The sequence below is a fragment of the Marinobacter sp. UBA5687 genome (assembly GCF_002420325.1).
GTDB lineage: Bacteria > Pseudomonadota > Gammaproteobacteria > Pseudomonadales > Oleiphilaceae > Marinobacter > Marinobacter nauticus.
Map to the genome: position 1 here is coordinate 1 of NZ_DIHV01000153.1, position 16,164 is coordinate 16,164.

The 16,164-nt window shown below is 58.5% G+C and carries 17 protein-coding genes; 8 read left to right on the top strand and 9 right to left on the bottom strand.

The genetic code is table 11. The annotated features are described in order from the left end of the window. Positions 1-688, bottom strand: a 688-nt coding sequence (locus B3Y70_RS16470; RefSeq protein WP_288590135.1) for a P-loop NTPase, incomplete at its 3' end; no start/stop codon positions are given. A 180-nt stretch (positions 689-868) separates the two neighbouring features. Between B3Y70_RS16470 and metG the strand changes: the two genes are divergently transcribed. Genes metG through nth form a run of 8 tightly spaced genes read left to right on the top strand, consistent with a single transcriptional unit; the run spans position 869 to position 9,083 of the window. Then, positions 869-2,905 (top strand): methionine--tRNA ligase, encoded by a 2,037-nt coding sequence (gene metG, locus B3Y70_RS16475; RefSeq protein WP_286896635.1) that lies wholly within the window; start codon positions 869-871, stop codon positions 2,903-2,905. Between the two features lie 22 nt (positions 2,906-2,927). Beyond that, entirely contained in the window at positions 2,928-3,509 is a 582-nt protein-coding gene (gene rsxA, locus B3Y70_RS16480; RefSeq protein ID WP_022990084.1) for an electron transport complex subunit RsxA, read from the top strand. Positions 3,510-3,524: 15 nt separating this feature from the next. Then, the gene (gene rsxB, locus B3Y70_RS16485) at positions 3,525-4,103 is read left to right on the top strand and encodes an electron transport complex subunit RsxB (protein WP_199451764.1); all 579 of its coding nucleotides are present in this window, start codon (positions 3,525-3,527) and stop codon (positions 4,101-4,103) included. Next, positions 4,103-5,932, top strand: coding sequence for an electron transport complex subunit RsxC (gene rsxC, locus B3Y70_RS16490; RefSeq protein ID WP_011784452.1), 1,830 nt, complete (start codon positions 4,103-4,105; stop codon positions 5,930-5,932). The genes rsxB and rsxC overlap by 1 nt, the downstream gene beginning before the upstream one ends. A gap of 20 nt (positions 5,933-5,952) precedes the next feature. Then, entirely contained in the window at positions 5,953-7,005 is a 1,053-nt protein-coding gene (gene rsxD / locus B3Y70_RS16495) for an electron transport complex subunit RsxD (protein ID WP_011784451.1), read from the top strand. Between the two features lie 2 nt (positions 7,006-7,007). Beyond that, positions 7,008-7,709: an electron transport complex subunit RsxG gene (gene rsxG / locus B3Y70_RS16500; protein ID WP_011784450.1), complete on the top strand. Its 702-nt coding sequence runs from the start codon at positions 7,008-7,010 to the stop codon at positions 7,707-7,709. Positions 7,710-7,711: 2 nt separating this feature from the next. After that, positions 7,712-8,428: an electron transport complex subunit E gene (locus tag B3Y70_RS16505; protein WP_011784449.1), complete on the top strand. Its 717-nt coding sequence runs from the start codon at positions 7,712-7,714 to the stop codon at positions 8,426-8,428. A 16-nt stretch (positions 8,429-8,444) separates the two neighbouring features. Then, complete coding sequence (nth, locus tag B3Y70_RS16510) at positions 8,445-9,083, top strand: endonuclease III (protein WP_011784448.1); 639 nt, start codon at positions 8,445-8,447, stop codon at positions 9,081-9,083. 73 nt (positions 9,084-9,156) lie between these two features. On the opposite strand, the gene B3Y70_RS16515 is transcribed toward nth, so the two are convergent. The 8 genes from B3Y70_RS16515 to ispF form a co-directional block, all read right to left on the bottom strand. Continuing rightward, positions 9,157-9,732 carry a chalcone isomerase family protein gene (locus B3Y70_RS16515; RefSeq protein WP_011784447.1) on the bottom strand — a complete coding sequence of 192 codons (576 nt, stop codon included), beginning with the start codon at positions 9,730-9,732 and terminating at the stop codon, positions 9,157-9,159. A 195-nt stretch (positions 9,733-9,927) separates the two neighbouring features. Then, positions 9,928-10,926, bottom strand: a complete 999-nt coding sequence (gene rpoS / locus B3Y70_RS16520; RefSeq protein WP_011784446.1) for an RNA polymerase sigma factor RpoS — start codon at positions 10,924-10,926, stop codon at positions 9,928-9,930. A gap of 194 nt (positions 10,927-11,120) precedes the next feature. Beyond that, positions 11,121-11,906, bottom strand: a complete 786-nt coding sequence (locus B3Y70_RS16525; RefSeq protein WP_011784445.1) for a peptidoglycan DD-metalloendopeptidase family protein — start codon at positions 11,904-11,906, stop codon at positions 11,121-11,123. Positions 11,907-12,181: 275 nt separating this feature from the next. Next, entirely contained in the window at positions 12,182-13,171 is a 990-nt protein-coding gene (locus B3Y70_RS16530; protein ID WP_011784444.1) for a DUF368 domain-containing protein, read from the bottom strand. Beyond that, the gene (locus B3Y70_RS16535; protein ID WP_011784443.1) at positions 13,171-13,827 is read right to left on the bottom strand and encodes a protein-L-isoaspartate(D-aspartate) O-methyltransferase; all 657 of its coding nucleotides are present in this window, start codon (positions 13,825-13,827) and stop codon (positions 13,171-13,173) included. The genes B3Y70_RS16530 and B3Y70_RS16535 overlap by 1 nt, the downstream gene beginning before the upstream one ends. Continuing rightward, a complete protein-coding gene (gene surE, locus B3Y70_RS16540; protein ID WP_011784442.1) occupies positions 13,824-14,594 on the bottom strand; it encodes a 5'/3'-nucleotidase SurE in 771 nt (256 codons plus the stop codon). Before surE ends, B3Y70_RS16535 begins: the two co-directional genes overlap by 4 nt. A 20-nt stretch (positions 14,595-14,614) precedes the next feature. Next, positions 14,615-15,670: a tRNA pseudouridine(13) synthase TruD gene (truD, locus tag B3Y70_RS16545; protein WP_286895034.1), complete on the bottom strand. Its 1,056-nt coding sequence runs from the start codon at positions 15,668-15,670 to the stop codon at positions 14,615-14,617. Continuing rightward, a complete protein-coding gene (gene ispF / locus B3Y70_RS16550) occupies positions 15,667-16,146 on the bottom strand; it encodes a 2-C-methyl-D-erythritol 2,4-cyclodiphosphate synthase (protein ID WP_023007896.1) in 480 nt (159 codons plus the stop codon). The genes truD and ispF overlap by 4 nt, the downstream gene beginning before the upstream one ends. Positions 16,147-16,164 lie beyond the last annotated feature (18 nt).

Genomic DNA, 16,164 nt, shown 5'->3' on the forward strand with positions numbered 1-16,164 from the left:
GGGCCAGGGTGAGCTGGATGTCGCCGGTGCCGGGAGGCATGTCGATGATGAGGTAGTCGAGTTCATCCCACAGGGTTTGTTGGAGCAGTTGCATCACCGCACCGCTGACCATGGGCCCTCGCCAGACCATGGGGGTTTTGTCGGTGGTGACGAAGGCCATGGAGTTGGCTTGCAGGCCGTGGGCCAGCATGGGGACGAAGTATTTGTTTTCGCGTACGTCCGGGCGTTTGCCTTCGGGTACGCCGAGCATCATGCCGATGCTGGGCCCGTAGATATCGGCGTCAAGGATGCCGACCCGGGCGCCTTCGGCGTGCAGGGCGAGAGCGAGGTTGACGGCGGTGGTGGATTTGCCCACACCGCCCTTGCCGGAGGCGACGGCGATGATGTTTTTCACACCGGGGACGGCCGGCAGGTCTTTGTTGGTTTTGTAGCTGTGGATTTTCTGGGCTACGTGTACCTCGGCACTTTCAACGCCATCGACAAATTCCAGAGCGTTGGCGACGATCTGTTTCAGGCCACCAGCGATGCCTTTTGAAGGGTATGGCAGTTCGACCATCAGGGTCACGTTGCCGCTGTCGTCTGCGCTCAGGTTTTTCACAGCTCCCAGTTCGTACAGGTCTTTGTTCAGGTAGGGGTCCCGGTATTCGCGAACGGCGGCTTCTAGGGCCTGTTGGGAAATCTGGGTCATCGGAGTCTCCGGAATAAGCTCATAAGCTTGAATGCAGGTGAAAAATGATGGCTCGGAAGGTATCATCTGTGCCCGTTTCTGACCATATGGGGTCTTTACCTGGAACAATCAATTGCGATTGGCGCCGGAACCCCGTTTTTGTCTTTCCAACCCGACTCAACATAAGGTTCGGACATCACCATGACGCAAGCGAGCAAGCAACAGCGCGATATTCTGGTTACCAGCGCCCTGCCCTACGCCAACGGGCCCATTCATCTGGGGCACCTGCTGGAATACATTCAGACCGATATCTGGGTGCGCTTCCAGAACATGCGTGGCCACAACTGCTACTACGTTTGCGCAGACGATGCTCACGGCACCGCCATTATGCTGCGGGCCGAGCGTGAGGGAATTACCCCGGAGCAGCTGATCGACCGGATTCGTCAGGAGCATCAGGAAGACTTCGCGGGCTTCCACATCCGTTTCGACAACTATTACTCCACGCACTCGGAGGAGAATCAGTACTTCTCGGAGTACATCTACCGCCAGCTCAAGGACAATGATCACATTGCCACGCGCAAGATCACGCAGTTCTTTGATCCGGAAAAGGAGATGTTTCTGGCGGATCGTTTCATCAAAGGCACCTGCCCCAAGTGCAAAACCGAAGACCAGTATGGTGACAACTGTGAGGCCTGCGGCGCCACCTACACACCCGCCGAGTTGATCAATCCCCGCTCTGCGGTGTCTGGCGCTACCCCTGTGGAAAAAGAATCCGAGCATTACTTCTTCAAACTGCCGGAGTTCCACGATTTTCTGAGCAAGTGGACCCGCAGCGGTGCCCTGCAGCCCCAGGTGGCCAACAAGCTGGCTGAGTGGCTGGATGCGGGCCTGCAGGAGTGGGACATCAGCCGGGATGCGCCCTATTTCGGGTTTGAGATTCCGGATGCACCCGGTAAATATTTCTACGTGTGGCTGGATGCGCCTATCGGCTACCTGGCCAGCTTCAAGAACCTGTGCAACCGCGAAGGCATCGATTTCGAGCATTTCTGGAAGAAGGATTCCAGCGCCGAGGTGTACCATTTTATCGGCAAGGACATCATCAATTTCCATGCCCTGTTCTGGCCGTCGATGCTGCACGATGCAGGCTTCCGCACGCCAACCGCGGTCTGGGCCCATGGCTTCGTGACGGTGAACGGCAAGAAGATGTCCAAGTCCCGCGGTACCTTCATCATGGCCCGCACCTACCTGGATCACCTGGACCCGGAATACCTGCGTTACTACTTCGCCGCCAAGCTGACCGGTGGCGTTGATGACATGGACCTGAACCTGGATGACTTTGCCGCACGGGTGAACTCGGACCTGGTCGGCAAGGTGGTGAACATCGCCAGCCGCAGTGCCGGTTTCATTACCAAGCGCTTCGACGGCAAGCTGGGCAAGGTCACCGAGCAGGACAAACTGAAAGAGTTTATCGATGCCGGTGAGCAGATCGCCGAGTTCTACGAAGCCCGCGAGTTCGGCCGTGCCATGCGCCGGATCATGGAGCTGGCAGACATTGCTAACCAGTATGTGAACGATGAGCAGCCCTGGGTGATTGCCAAGCAGGAAGGCCAGGACGACAAGCTGCAGGCCATCTGCACCAACGCCCTGAACATGTTCCGCCTGCTGATGACTTACCTGGCACCGGTGCTGCCGAAGACAGCAGATGCCGCGCAGTCGTTCCTGAACTCCCGCCTGGACTGGAACAACCGCGCCGCCCTGCTGGAAAATCACGGCATCGACAAGTTCAAGCCGCTGATGAACCGGGTGAATATGGCGCAGATTGAGAAAATGCTGGACGCTTCGAAAGAAGAAATGCCGGCAGCCGTCGGTCAGCCCTCAGCGGCGCCGACCGCAGACCTGGAACCTGTGGCTGAGGAGATCGAATTCCCCGACTTTGCCAAGGTGGACCTGCGGGTCGCCAAGATCGTCAAAGCCGAGCATGTGGAAGGCGCAGACAAGCTTCTTCGCCTGACACTTGATATAGGCCATGGCGAACGCAACGTGTTTGCTGGTATCAAGTCCGCCTACAAACCGGAAGACCTGGAAGGCCGTATGACCGTGATGGTGGCCAACCTGAAACCCCGGAAAATGAAGTTCGGCATGTCTGAAGGTATGGTTCTGGCCGCAGGCCCGGGTGGCAAAGAGATTTTCATCCTGTCTCCGGATTCCGGCGCCACACCCGGCATGCGGGTAATGTAAGCAGCAAGGCTGAGACGCTCCGATGACAGAGTATTTGCTGATACTGGTCAGCACCATTCTGGTGAACAACTTCGTGCTGGTGCAGTTTCTGGGACTGTGCCCCTTCATGGGGGTTTCCGGGAAACTGGAAACCGCCATGGGTATGTCGCTGGCCACCACATTTGTGCTGACGCTGTCTTCGGTGTGCAGTTACCTGGCCTATACCTATCTGCTGGCACCGCTGGACCTGGCTTTCCTGAAAACCATCACCTTCATCCTGGTAATTGCGGTGGTGGTTCAGTTCACCGAAATGGTGGTGCGCAAAACCAGCCCCTTGCTGTACCGGGTACTCGGTATTTTTCTGCCGCTGATTACCACCAACTGCGCGGTTCTGGGCGTGGCCCTGCTTAACCTGAATAAAAACAACAACTTCGTTGAATCCGTGCTGTACGGCTTTGGCGCAGCGGCCGGTTTCTCCCTGGTGCTGGTGCTGTTTGCGGCCATGCGCGAGCGGATTGCCGTGTCTGATGTACCGGTTGCCTTTCGTGGCGCCGCCATTGGTATGATTACCGCAGGTCTCATGTCGCTGGCGTTTCTGGGCTTTACCGGCCTGGTTACGGTCTGACGGAGCAATTGTTTTATGTGGACAAGCTTTCTGATTGCCGTTGTGGTTCTGCTGGCACTGGCGCTGGTCTTTGGCGGGTTGCTGGGGTTTGCCGCTGAGCGGTTCAGGGTTGAAGGCAATCCGCTGGTAGACCAGATCGATTCACTGTTGCCGCAGACCCAGTGCGGCCAGTGCGGCTTCCCCGGCTGCCGCCCCTACGCCGAAGCTATCGCCCAAGGCGAAGCCATCAACAAGTGCCCGCCAGGCGGCGAAAGCACCATCAAGGCCATGGCAGACCTGCTGGATGTAGAACCCCAGCCCCTGGACGCCGAACACGGCGTTGAACAGGCCAAGCGTGTCGCAGTCATTCGTGAAGATGAATGCATCGGCTGCACCAAGTGCATCCAGGCCTGCCCGGTAGACGCCATCCTCGGGGCCGCCAAGCATATGCACACCGTCATCGAAAGCGAGTGCACCGGCTGTGACTTGTGCGTGGAACCCTGCCCGGTGGATTGCATCGACATGATCACCATCGAGCCGGATATCCGTACCTGGACCTGGACACCTCCAGCGCCCCAAATCATCGCCACCGATCGCCAGGGAGCCAGCGCCTGATGACTCAGCTGTGGGATTTCACCGGCGGCATTCATCCGCCCGAGAACAAGCATCAGTCCACGGCCCGCCCGATCCGCAAGGGCGCCATGCCCGATCGCCTGGTATTGCCATTGCAACAACACATCGGCGAACCGGCAGAGTTGGTGGTTGCGGTGGGCGACCGGGTGCTGAAAGGTCAGAAAATCGCAGACGTTACCAATGGCATGGGTGTGCCGGTGCATGCTCCCACTTCGGGGGTGATCGAAGCCATTGAACAGCGTCCGGTTCCCCACCCGTCCGGTATGGCGGACTGGTGCGTGGTACTGAAACCGGATGGCGAAGACCAGTGGTGCGCCCTGTCACCGATTGACGATTACAAACAACTTGACCGGGAAGCGGTGCTGCAGCGAATTCGCGAGGCCGGCATTTCCGGCATGGGGGGCGCCGGTTTCCCTACCGATATCAAGCTGAGGCCACCAAGGGATCGCAAGGTCGATACCCTGATTCTCAACGGCGCGGAGTGCGAGCCCTACATCACCGCCGATGACATGACCATGCGCGAGCAGGCCGCCGAGGTGGTTGCCGGCCTGAAAGTGATGGCGTGGATTCTCCGGCCTTCCCGGTGCGTTGTCGGCATTGAAGACAACAAGCCCGAGGCCATTGCCGCCATGCGCAAGGCGGTGGCGGGCACTCAGATTGAAATTGCGGTGGTGCCCACCAAGTACCCGTCTGGTGGTGAAAAACAATTGATACAGATTCTGACCGGCCAGGAAGTCCCCAGTGGCGGTATTCCTGCCGATATCGGGGTGATGTGCCAGAACATCGGAACTGCCGTCGCCGTGGGCCGTGCTGTCTTTGAGGGCAAGCCGCTGATATCCCGTGTGGTAACCGTTACCGGCGAGGCCGTGCGGGAACCCGGCAATTTTGAAGTCCTGATTGGCACGCCGATCCATCACCTGCTCGAAACGGCAGGGATGGCGCAGGAACGTCTTGAGCGGCTGATTCTTGGCGGCCCCATGATGGGGTATACCCTGACCACCGATTCCGTGCCCGTGGTAAAAACCACCAACTGCGTGATCGCGGCAACCGCGGCAGAACTGCCGGCTCCGCCGCCAGAGCAGCCGTGCATCCGTTGTGGACAGTGCGCCGAGGCGTGCCCCATGGAACTGTTGCCGCAGCAATTGTTCTGGTATTCCAAGGCGGGTGAATTCGAGAAAGCAGAACACCTGAACCTGTTCGACTGCATCGAATGCGGAGCCTGTTCCTACGTCTGCCCCAGCTCCATTCCGTTGGTCCAGTACTATCGGTTTGCCAAAGGCGAGATTCGCACCCAGCGCGCGGAACAGCTGAAAGCGGATCGCGCTCGCGAGCGCTTCGAGGCACGTCAGGCCCGCCTGGAACGGGAGCAACAGGAAAAGGAATTACGGCGCAAGGAGCGGGCCAAGGCTGCTGCCGAAGCTCAGGCCAAAAAGCAGGCGGAAGCAGAAATGGCCGCCGCCGATGGCCAGGCAAGCGACGACCGGGCAGCCAAAGCCGCCCTGGTACAGCAGGCCCTGGAACGCAAGAAGGCCAAAACAGCCGCCGACACCAAAGAGCAACCGGTACCGAGCAGCACTGAAGTGGCCGATGACAAACCCGACATAGAGGCGCTGGAGAAGCAACTCACCCAGGCAGAAGCCAAGCTCAACACCATGCAGGGCATGCTCGATGAGGCCCGGTCTCAGCAGGCGGATAATGTTGAGAAACTGGAACGTGCTGTCGCCAAGAACCATGATCGGGTGCAACGGGCTCAGCAGGCGCTTGATCAGGCTCGCAAGCAAGTGGCGGAAGAACCCGCGTCGTCTCAATAATTCAATCAGGCTGGAACTTCATGGCTCTTGTTCAACAGTCCTCACCCCATGCTCGTCGCGCGCGGCCCACGTCACGGGTCATGCTCTGGGTCATTCTGGCCGCTCTGCCCGGCCTGCTGGCCCAGACTCTGTTCTTTGGCTGGGGCAACCTGATCAATGTCGTCTGGTGCATTGCCCTGGCGCTGGGCTCTGAAGCCGCCTTCCTGAAGCTGCGCGGCAAACCCGTCGCCTTTTTCCTGCGTGACAACACCGCGGCGGTCACCGGCCTGCTGCTCGGGCTATCCCTGCCCCAGTTCACGCCCTGGTGGGTCTCCGGTATTGCCGTGGTCTCAGCAATCGTAGTGGCCAAGCAGCTTTACGGTGGTCTGGGCTCCAATCCCTTTAACCCGGCCATGGTGGGCTATGCCCTGGCATTGATCTCGTTTCCGGTCGCCATGACCACCAACTGGGCCGAAGCAGCCACGCTCTGGGGCGGCGCGCCCGGCTTCGGTGAGACCCTCGCGAAGATTTTCACCGGGGGCCAGACCGCCGTCGACGGCTGGACCATGGCAACACCGCTGGACGAATACAAACACAAGATTGCCAGTCACACGTCAGTGGAAGTGCTCGGCCACCCCACCTTTGGCGACCTGATTGCCCGGGGCTGGGAGTGGGTCAATCTGGCCTTCCTGGCCGGCGGCGTCCTGCTGATCGCCCTTAGAATCATAACCTGGCATATTCCGGTCGCCTTCCTGGCCGGTATTGCCGCCATGAGCCTGGCCTTTGGCAGCAACGCCGACCAGTACGCGCCTTTGCAACTGCACCTGCTGGCCGGTGGTACCATGCTTGGCGCGTTCTTTATTGCCACCGACCCGGTTTCGGCAGCCACCAGCCATCAGGGCAAGCTGATATACGGTGCCGGCATCGGTGTCCTGGTGTACCTGATTCGCAGTTGGGGCAACTATCCCGATGCGGTCGCGTTCAGCGTGCTACTGATGAACTTCGCGGTCCCGTTTATCGACCATTACACACCACCCCGCACTTACGGCCATCACAAGGCCCGCCGGGGTGTCCCGGGCCGGAGTGGAGGTTGACCATGAGTGCAGTAACCACCGCCATCCGTCGAAGCGCCATCGGCCTGGGCCTGTTTGCCATTATTACCGGCGGCACCATTGCCCTGACTCAGGGGCTGACCAAAGACCGGATTCAGGAGCAGGCGGCCCGCGCCGAGGCCAGGGCACTGTTCGAGATTATTCCGGAAAGCCAGCATGATAATGACCTGCTGAAAGATGTGGTCGCCCTGCCTGCCAGCGAGCGGCTACCCGTTGAAGGCCCCGTGCGGGCCTGGGTTGCCAGAAAAGACGGCCGGCCTATCGGCATGATACTGCCCACCGTGGCACCAGACGGCTACTCCGGTAATATCCGCCTGTTGGTTGGCCTGGATCTTCAAGGCCGGGTATTGGGGGTTCGGGTCACCAGCCATAAGGAAACACCGGGGCTTGGCGATCGTATCGAAACCCGCAAGTCTGACTGGATCTATGGGTTTGACGGGAAGTCTCTCGGTAACCCTGCCCCCAACGCCTGGAACGTGAAGAAGAACGGTGGCATCTTCGACCAGTTCACCGGAGCCACCATCACTCCGAGAGCCGTAGTGAAAGCGGTACAGAAAACCCTGGTCTATTTTCGCCAGAACCGTGAGATCATCCGCGAACGGGTGAACGCGCCCCCGGAGCCCGGTAAGCGCCGCCTGTCTCCGGAAGCCATTGCCGCCGATACTCAACCAGCGGAGCACTCCTGATCATGAGCACGAAAACGTCCAGCGAAATCATCAAGGATGGCCTCTGGCACAACAACCCTGCCCTGGTGCAGGTTCTCGGGTTGTGTCCGCTGCTTGCCGTCACCAGCACGGTCGTCAACGCCATCGGCCTGGGCCTGGCCACACTATTGGTGTTAATGGGCTCAAACCTGTCGGTCTCCCTTATCCGGAACTTCGTCAGCGAATCCGTTCGACTGCCGGCGTTCGTCATGATCATTGCCTCGTTCGTAACCTGCGCCGAACTGCTGATGCAAGCGTTCACCTATGAGCTGTACCAGATTCTCGGCATCTTCATCCCGCTGATCGTTACCAATTGCGCCATTCTTGGCCGTGCCGATGCCTTTGCTTCCAAGAATCCACCGTTACCGGCCATTCTGGACGGCGCCATGATGGGGATCGGCTTCCTTGCGGTATTGATGACCCTGGGCGCTATGAGGGAACTGATCGGCCAGGGCACATTGTTCGCCGACATGCACCTGCTCCTCGGCCCCATGGCGGCGGATTGGGTCATCCGGCCGCTCGAACAGTACCCCGACATGCTGTTCATGGTGCTTCCACCGGGCGCCTTTGTGGGCCTCGGGTTGTTGATTGCCCTGAAGAACGGCATCGACAATCACCTCAAAGAACGCAGAAAAGCCGCCGAACCCGCTCCGGCCAGCACAGGTAGCAAACGGGTGCGCGTAACCGGCACTATTTCCTGAACCAGATCGGGCCAGCATGAACAAAGAAAAACGTACCGAGATTTTCTCCCGGTTGCGGGACGCTAACCCCAATCCGACCACGGAGCTCAATTACAGCACGCCATTTGAGCTACTGATTGCGGTCATTCTCTCCGCTCAAGCCACAGACGTAGGCGTGAACAAGGCCACCGACAAGCTGTTCCCGGTAGCGAACACGCCCGAGGCCATTCTTGCCCTGGGCGTTGACGGCCTGAAGGAATACATCAAGACCATCGGGCTGTTTAACAGCAAGGCCGAGAATGTGATCAAGACCTGCCGCATTCTGATCGAGAAACACGGCAGTGAAGTCCCGGCCCGGCGGGAAGACCTGGAAGCCTTGCCCGGCGTCGGCCGTAAAACGGCTAATGTGGTGCTGAACACAGCGTTCCGGCAGCCAGCCATGGCCGTGGACACCCACATTTTCCGGGTCTCCAACCGTACCGGTATCGCGCCGGGCAAGAATGTACTGGAAGTCGAGAAACGCTTGCTCAGGCTGGTGCCGAAAGAGTTCCTGATGGACGCTCACCACTGGCTGATCCTTCACGGCCGGTATACCTGCACAGCCCGAAAGCCAAAATGTGGCGCCTGCATTATTGAGGATCTGTGCGAATTCAAGCAGAAGCGGGACTACCAGTAGACTGTCTTGAAAGCGAACTGACAGGAACAAAAAAAAGCCGGCGAATGCCGGCTTTTTCAGATCTGGGTTGCGATCAACGCTGGCCCAGCATTTTCTCTTTCAGGTCTTCCTGGGCGGGCTTGTCTGACAGCCAGATACCAAACAGCGCCTTCTTGAACTCCAGGCCGCCAACGGTATCTTTCTGCTCGCCGTTCTTGAGTACGCGAACGCCTTCGCCGGGCAGGTAAACCAGATCAAACACATCACCTTCGGTGATCTCTTCCTGGAATACCGCCATGAACTGGTCCACATCCGACTGGATAGCAGACAGGTCACCATCGGTGGATGCCTTGAAGCCGTCCATGGTCGCCTCGGTCATGCGCTCGCTGGTGATCATCCCCGAGGTAATGTGCAGCGTGATGGCCTGGGGCTCATCAGCGTTGATAACCGCTTCGCCATCGCTCACCTGTTCAGGTACATAGAGACCACCCACATAAAGATCCATAAACCACTTGGAACGGGTGCCGGCGCCATTGAGCTTGAGTTCCTGCCCCATGGCAGAATAGGTATCGGGCACATCGACATCCCCTACGGTCAGGGCGGAAGCCGGGGCTGACAGAACACCGGTTAGCAAAAGGGATGCAAATCCTGCAGTAAGAGCCTTCTTCATAGTCCTTTCCTTTCGATCGTTATTATTGAGTGTTTCATTCGACACCAGGGCGACTCCCTAGATCTGCCCGGTGGCCCATTCTAACAACGAACTTTGCGGCCTGATCGCCACCTGGTTCTCATTTGCCGCCACATTTAACAAAAAAGCCGACCATGTTTCCATGGCCGGCTTTTTCACTGATCTCGTCAATCCAGTCTATTTGAACAGCAGACTTCCGGACAATCCCTCTTTCTCAAGGATCTCCCGCAGGCGACGCAAGGCTTCCACCTGAATCTGCCGCACCCTTTCCCGGGTCAGGCCAATCTCCTGGCCAACCTCTTCCAGGGTACTGATGGGATAGCCCCTCAGCCCGAAACGGCGGGAAAGCACTTCCTGCTGTTTGTCGCTGAGCTGATCAATCCACTTCTCCAGGCATGAACACATGTTGTTGTCCTGCAGCAGATCCGCAGGATCCGACGCGCCCTCATCGGCCACGGTATCCATCAGGGACTTGTCACTCCCGGCCCCGATCGGAGTGTCCATGGAGGCAACGCGCTCGTTGAGGCCGAGCATGCGTTTTACGTCGTCAACCGGCTTGTCGACCATGCGGGCAATTTCTTCCGCGGTCGGTTCATGGTCCAGTTTCTGGGTCAGCTCACGGGCGGCCCGCAGGTACAGGTTCAATTCCTTGACCACATGAATCGGCAGACGGATGGTGCGGGTCTGGTTCATGATGGCTCGCTCGATGGTCTGGCGAATCCACCAGGTAGCGTAGGTGGAGAAACGGAATCCACGCTCGGGATCGAACTTCTCAACCGCCCGAATCAGCCCCAGGTTGCCTTCCTCGATCAGATCAAGCAGTGTCAGCCCACGGTTGACGTAGCGGCGCGCAATCTTGACCACCAACCGGAGATTACTCTCGATCATGCGCTTACGGCCGCTCTCTTCCCCTTTACGGGCAAGCCGCGCGAAGTACACCTCTTCTTCCGGAGTAAGCAGGGGAGAAAAACCAATTTCGTTGAGGTACAGCTGAGTGGCATCCAGCTGCTTCTGGTTGGAGTAGTACTTTCCCTGTGCGGGAAATCCGTCTTCGACTTCTGCAGTTTCGTCTTCAGCAGAAGCTTTTTCAGGCTTGTCTTCGGCTAACAGTTGATCGTCGGCGTCTTCCAGATCTGCTACGCGATCAATGATGATATCTTCCTGTTCTACTGACATTGTTTACCCCGCCTCTCAATAATCCTGTTGTCACCCGCTACTTCTTTTTATTCCGGGAGTGTTTCAGTTTTGGTTTTCTTCAGGACATTTACTTGTTGGCTGGCAATTACCGTTGCCGTTTTTGTTCTTCTGTTTCGCGGTTTCAGTCAGGCTGTTGGGTAATACCCTCCGGGCCTCGGGCCCGTGCGCGTTTTTCAGCGCCTTGGCAAATACCTGGATGGATCCACCGGGTTGCCATTCTTGCGTATCTCGAAATGCAACTTCGGTTTGTCGGTTCCGGTATTGCCCAGTTCGGCGATTACCTGTCCAGCTTTCACACCCTCCCCTTCCTTAACGAGAATTTTCCGATTGTGTGCGTAGGCGCTCAAATAATGTTCGTTATGGTTCACGATAATCAGATTGCCATAACCTAGCAACCCGTTTCCTGCGTACACCACGCTTCCATCAGCCGCCGCCTTGACAGCATCACCGGGATTGCCGGCGATATCAATGCCTTTATTGACTTTGCCAGACGAAGAAAAGTTTGCAATTACAGTGCCAGAATGCGGCCAGTGCCATCGCACATTGGCCACCACCTGACTACCGGATGACCTGGCCGTCGGAGCGGAGGTCGCGGGTTTGGCAGCCGGTTTCGACACCGTCGCGCCTGCACCTGAACGGGAAGGGGGTGGTGATGCCGCGGGCCTGGAGGGCGCGGTCGTCCGCGCGGTCCGGGGGATCGTGCCCTTGCGATCAAGTCGAAGCACCTGCCCCGGACGAATATTCCAGGGCGGCCCGATGCCATTGGCATTACCCAGCTCCCGATAGTCCCGGCCGTACTGCCAGGCGATCCGATACAGGGTTTCGCCCTTTTTGACCACATGGGAGCCCCAGTAAACCGGAGGGTTATACAGATCGTCCTGATAGATTGCACTGGTATTGCAGCCTGAGAGCACAAGCACAGCGACGGCCAGGAGCGCAGTCATCATGGCCCGGAACAATGGAGGGCTCCGGCGCTCAGAAGCCGGGACTTCAGACCACCAAACGGGGAAATGCTCGAATTGAATGCGCCCGTTAAAAAGAGTCACGTATTAAAAGCTGCCCGGTTATGAAAAATCCGTCTTAAGAATCGCCCTGATTTTATCCAGTTTCTTATCATTCAGGACTAACTTACTAATATATTGCACGATTATCGGGCAATTCCAAGTTACCCTGTGCACAGGATTGTTACCCTCGGGAACAGTCTTTTTGTGCGCCAGGTAACATTTTCTCTTGCTCAGGCCGAACCACTCTCCGCAGGCCTTGCCTTTTTGCCGGCCAATTCAATCACTAATACCAACGCCAGCCCGAGCGCCGCCATTAACACCGCCAGCAGAATCTGGGGATCCTGCCCGTAAAGCGTTGTCCAGGTTTCCGGTGTCACCGGGGTCTGGCTCAACGGTACCTGATGCCCGGCACTGTTGGTACGCCAGCTGAGGGTTTCCTGCCAGGGCCAAACCTTACTCAAGGCGCCCACCATAAAGCCGGTGAGCAGCGCTAACACTGTGTCGTGAAAATGCCGAAAGGCCAGCGTAATCAGGCGCGCAACCGACAACAACCCAATCAGGCAACCCAGCACAAACAGCCCCAGATGGGTCACTTCAAGGTTTTTGATCGCGGCAAGAACAGGGGCGTACATGCCGATAATCAACAGCAGGAAGCTACCGGAGATACCGGGCAGAATCATGGCGCAGATAGCCAGCGCGCCAGCTCCCAGGAAGGCAATGCCCGTGGGCGCAAGTTCACTGGCCGGCAAGGTCGTCACCCACCAGGCAAAGACAGCCCCCGCCACAAACGGCACCAGCAAACCGGCCCGGGGCCGCTGGACCTGCTGACCAACATGCCAGACCGAGGCCACAATCAAACCGAAAAAGAAGCTCCAGATCAGAACTGGCTGGGTTTCGAGCAACCAGGTAATGACAGAGGCCAGGCTGGCAATACTCGACACAATCCCCGCCAGCAAACAGACCAGAAACGTCCCGTCGATGGCACGCCAGAACCCTGCCACATTGCCCCGCACCAGCTGGCGCACAAAGGCTACGGGAGCGGCACTGATGGCCTCCAGCAACCGGAAGTAGATACCGGTGATGAAGGCAATGGTGCCACCGGAAACGCCAGGCACAATATCTGCGGCGCCCATCGCCATACCCCTGAGAAATATGGCCGGCAGGCGATGATGGTACTCAGTCTGGCTTTGGTCTGTTCCCGATACCAACGATTCTGACATTAACGGATAACTCCACCCAACAAAGGCACAAAATGCACCGGTTCAAGATTGTGGCGCTCAAAGTGATTGCCTTTGCGGATAATCTCCACCAACACCTGATTCTCTTCCCCCACCGGGGCTATCAGCACGCCACCATCGGCCAGCTGATCCAGCAGTTCTCTGGGAACCTCCACCGGGGCTGCCGTTACGATGATGCCATCGAAGGGCCCTCGTTCTGGCCAGCCCATACCACCATCCGCATGTTTGAGCAGGACATTGCGCACGTTTAACTGGCGCAGCCGGTCCCGGGCGCGATCCTGGAGCGGGCGGATACGCTCAACGCTGTAGATCTCGGGGAACAGTTGCGAAAGCACGGCCGTCTGGTAACCGGAGCCGGTCCCCAGTTCCAGCACCCGTTGCGGCGCATGGGCCAGTAACAGCTCAGTCATCCGGGCGACGATGTAGGGTTGGGAAAGAGTCTGGCCATGCCCGATGGGCAGCGAAGTATCCTCGTAGGCCCGGTGTGACAACGCCTCATCCAGAAAAATATGCCGGGGCACCTGGCCAATCACCTCAAGCACCCGGTCAGACTCTATTCCCCCCTCACGCAGGCGCTGCACCAGACGCATGCGCGTGCGCCGTGATGTCATACCAATGCCTTCGAGCTGGGCCGTCATGGCTGACCTCCGGTACTCTCATCCATACCGTCAACCCACTCCCGGAGGCCAGACAAGGCTTCGTGCCGGGTCATATCTATGTGCACCGGGGTGATGGATACATAGCCTTCACGCACCGCATGAAAATCCGTACCCGGGCCTGCATCTCCGCCCTGACCCGCTGCCCCTATCCAGTATCGCTGCTTGCCTCTCGGGCAGGTCATCGGCACCGCACCTTCGGCCCGTTCCCGGTGCCCCAGACGGGTCACGCGGAACCCGCTAAGCCGTTCCCAGGGCAGATCCGGCACATTTACATTGAGAATGGAACGGGGGCCCAGTTTCAGGGCCTGCTTGTACTCCAGCAACAGCCGCACTACCCGGGCAGCCGTGTCGTAATGGAAGTGGCCATTGTTGACCAGCGATACAGCAATGGCAGGCAGCCCCAGATGGCGCCCCTCTGTAGCCGCGGCCACCGTACCCGAGTAGATGATGTCATCACCAAGATTGGCGTGGGTATTGATGCCCGATACAACCCGGTCAAACGCCGTGTCGAACAGACCGTTAACGGCCAGGTGTACGCAATCTGTTGGCGTTCCGTCGACAGACCGGAAACCATTGGGATGCTGCTCTACCGTAAGAGGCCGGTTCAGTGTCAGGGCATTACTGGCACCGCTGTGATCCCGGTCCGGGGCAACAACTTTCAGCTCCCCGAGGCCCTTCAGACCCTCATACAGCGCCACCAGACCCGGCGAATGAACGCCATCGTCGTTGGACAACAGAATTCGCACAATTATCTCCGCTAGCCTTACTACTTGTTATCACGGCTGAGGCTCAGGTCCTCAAGCTCGAAAAGGTCGCCCAATACCGTTGTGGCGTATTGCCCGGGCGACAACACAAACTGAACTCGCAGGGTGGTGGTATCCAGCCACTGCCATTTGAACTCACCCGGGTGGGCAACCAGGGGGCGCCGCTCCGGTTTCATGCGGGTGGACTGGAACAACCTGGCCAACCCCGGGCAGGCATCCACCACACCACGCTCAAGGGTTTCCTGCTCGCCCGAGGCCAGCGTACCGCCATCGCCCCAGAGTGGTCCGGTGGGCCCGGCACCTGAGGGTTCCGGCTCTCCCGGTAACACCTCGGTCCAGGTTCGATTGCTGACCCGCTCCGCAAGTACCTGATTGAACAGCCAGGAACGTGCCGCCGAAAAGTACAATACGTTTTTCGACGCGCTTCTGCCAGCGCGTCCGCGCTTGCGATTGAGCCGTGAGGGATCAATCTGTACCGCACGGTCGAGATTCCCTCCCTGAAAACCGAACCGCTGGGGACCAAAATAATTCGGAGCACCTTGACTCGCCAACCGCTCAAGCCCGGCTTCCACAAGCTCGCGCTGGCCCGTCACATTGCGCAGCACAATCTCAAAACCATTGGCCTGATGATCACCCCGCCTCAGTTTGCGGGAATGGCGAACCGCGGCCCGAACCGGCCAACGCTGGCCAACCTCTGCCATCAACGCCTGATCGTCCGCCTCCTGGCCTGGCCGATAAAGACTGAACCACTGAACCGTCACCGCATGCCGGTCTTTCAGGCCACAGAAACCAACATCGAAAGAACGACAGCCCGCCAGAGCCGCCAGCTCCCGGGCGACGTACTCGGTATTGTCACCGGTTTTCTCCAGCCGGAGGCAAAGGTGCTCACCGTCGCCGGATACCTCAACCGGACCTGGCGCCGCGGCATCGTCCTCCCGCTCCGGCCAGAGCAACTCCGTAACCCGGAAATCCTCTGGCGACGTTTTCAGTTCAGCACGACCAACCCGGGCTCCGCCAGACACCGGCCAGTCCAACAGCCACTGAGAATCCTCACTCACTGGGAAACCGCCTCAAGCAGACACACCGCCTGACAGGCAATACCTTCCCCTCGCCCGGTAAAACCCAGCTTTTCTGTGGTGGTGGCTTTCACACTCACCCGATTAGCCGGCACGCCCAGATCCTCGGCAATATTCATCCGCATCGCCTCTATATGGGGCGCCATTTTCGGCGCCTGGGCAATGATTGTGGAATCAATATTGGTAACCGCGTAGCCCTCATCCAGCACCCGCTGCATCACCCGCCGCAACAAATCCCGGCTGTCTGCGCCGGCCCACTCCTCGCTGGAATCCGGAAAGAAATGGCCAATATCACCCAGCGCCACCGCGCCCAACAGCGCATCCGCAAGCGCATGCAACAGAACATCCCCGTCCGAGTGCGCCTTCAGACCGTGGCTATGGGGAATTGTCACACCCCCAAGAATGACAGAATCGCCCTCACAGAAGGCATGGACATCAAAGCCCTGACCAATGCGCATGATCATCTCCGAAAACAG

Coding starts and splice junctions, on each gene's coding strand:
- rsxA (WP_022990084.1), top strand. CDS start 2,928: ATGACAGAGTATTTGCTGATACTGGTCAGCACCATTCTGGTGAACAAC.
- nth (WP_011784448.1), top strand. CDS start 8,445: ATGAACAAAGAAAAACGTACCGAGATTTTCTCCCGGTTGCGGGACGCT.
- rsxD (WP_011784451.1), top strand. CDS start 5,953: ATGGCTCTTGTTCAACAGTCCTCACCCCATGCTCGTCGCGCGCGGCCC.
- B3Y70_RS16515 (WP_011784447.1), bottom strand. CDS start 9,732: ATGAAGAAGGCTCTTACTGCAGGATTTGCATCCCTTTTGCTAACCGGT.
- B3Y70_RS16505 (WP_011784449.1), top strand. CDS start 7,712: ATGAGCACGAAAACGTCCAGCGAAATCATCAAGGATGGCCTCTGGCAC.
- B3Y70_RS16530 (WP_011784444.1), bottom strand. CDS start 13,171: ATGTCAGAATCGTTGGTATCGGGAACAGACCAAAGCCAGACTGAGTAC.
- rpoS (WP_011784446.1), bottom strand. CDS start 10,926: ATGTCAGTAGAACAGGAAGATATCATCATTGATCGCGTAGCAGATCTG.
- B3Y70_RS16535 (WP_011784443.1), bottom strand. CDS start 13,827: ATGACGGCCCAGCTCGAAGGCATTGGTATGACATCACGGCGCACGCGC.
- ispF (WP_023007896.1), bottom strand. CDS start 16,146: ATGCGCATTGGTCAGGGCTTTGATGTCCATGCCTTCTGTGAGGGCGAT.
- metG (WP_286896635.1), top strand. CDS start 869: ATGACGCAAGCGAGCAAGCAACAGCGCGATATTCTGGTTACCAGCGCC.
- rsxG (WP_011784450.1), top strand. CDS start 7,008: ATGAGTGCAGTAACCACCGCCATCCGTCGAAGCGCCATCGGCCTGGGC.
- rsxB (WP_199451764.1), top strand. CDS start 3,525: ATGTGGACAAGCTTTCTGATTGCCGTTGTGGTTCTGCTGGCACTGGCG.
- rsxC (WP_011784452.1), top strand. CDS start 4,103: ATGACTCAGCTGTGGGATTTCACCGGCGGCATTCATCCGCCCGAGAAC.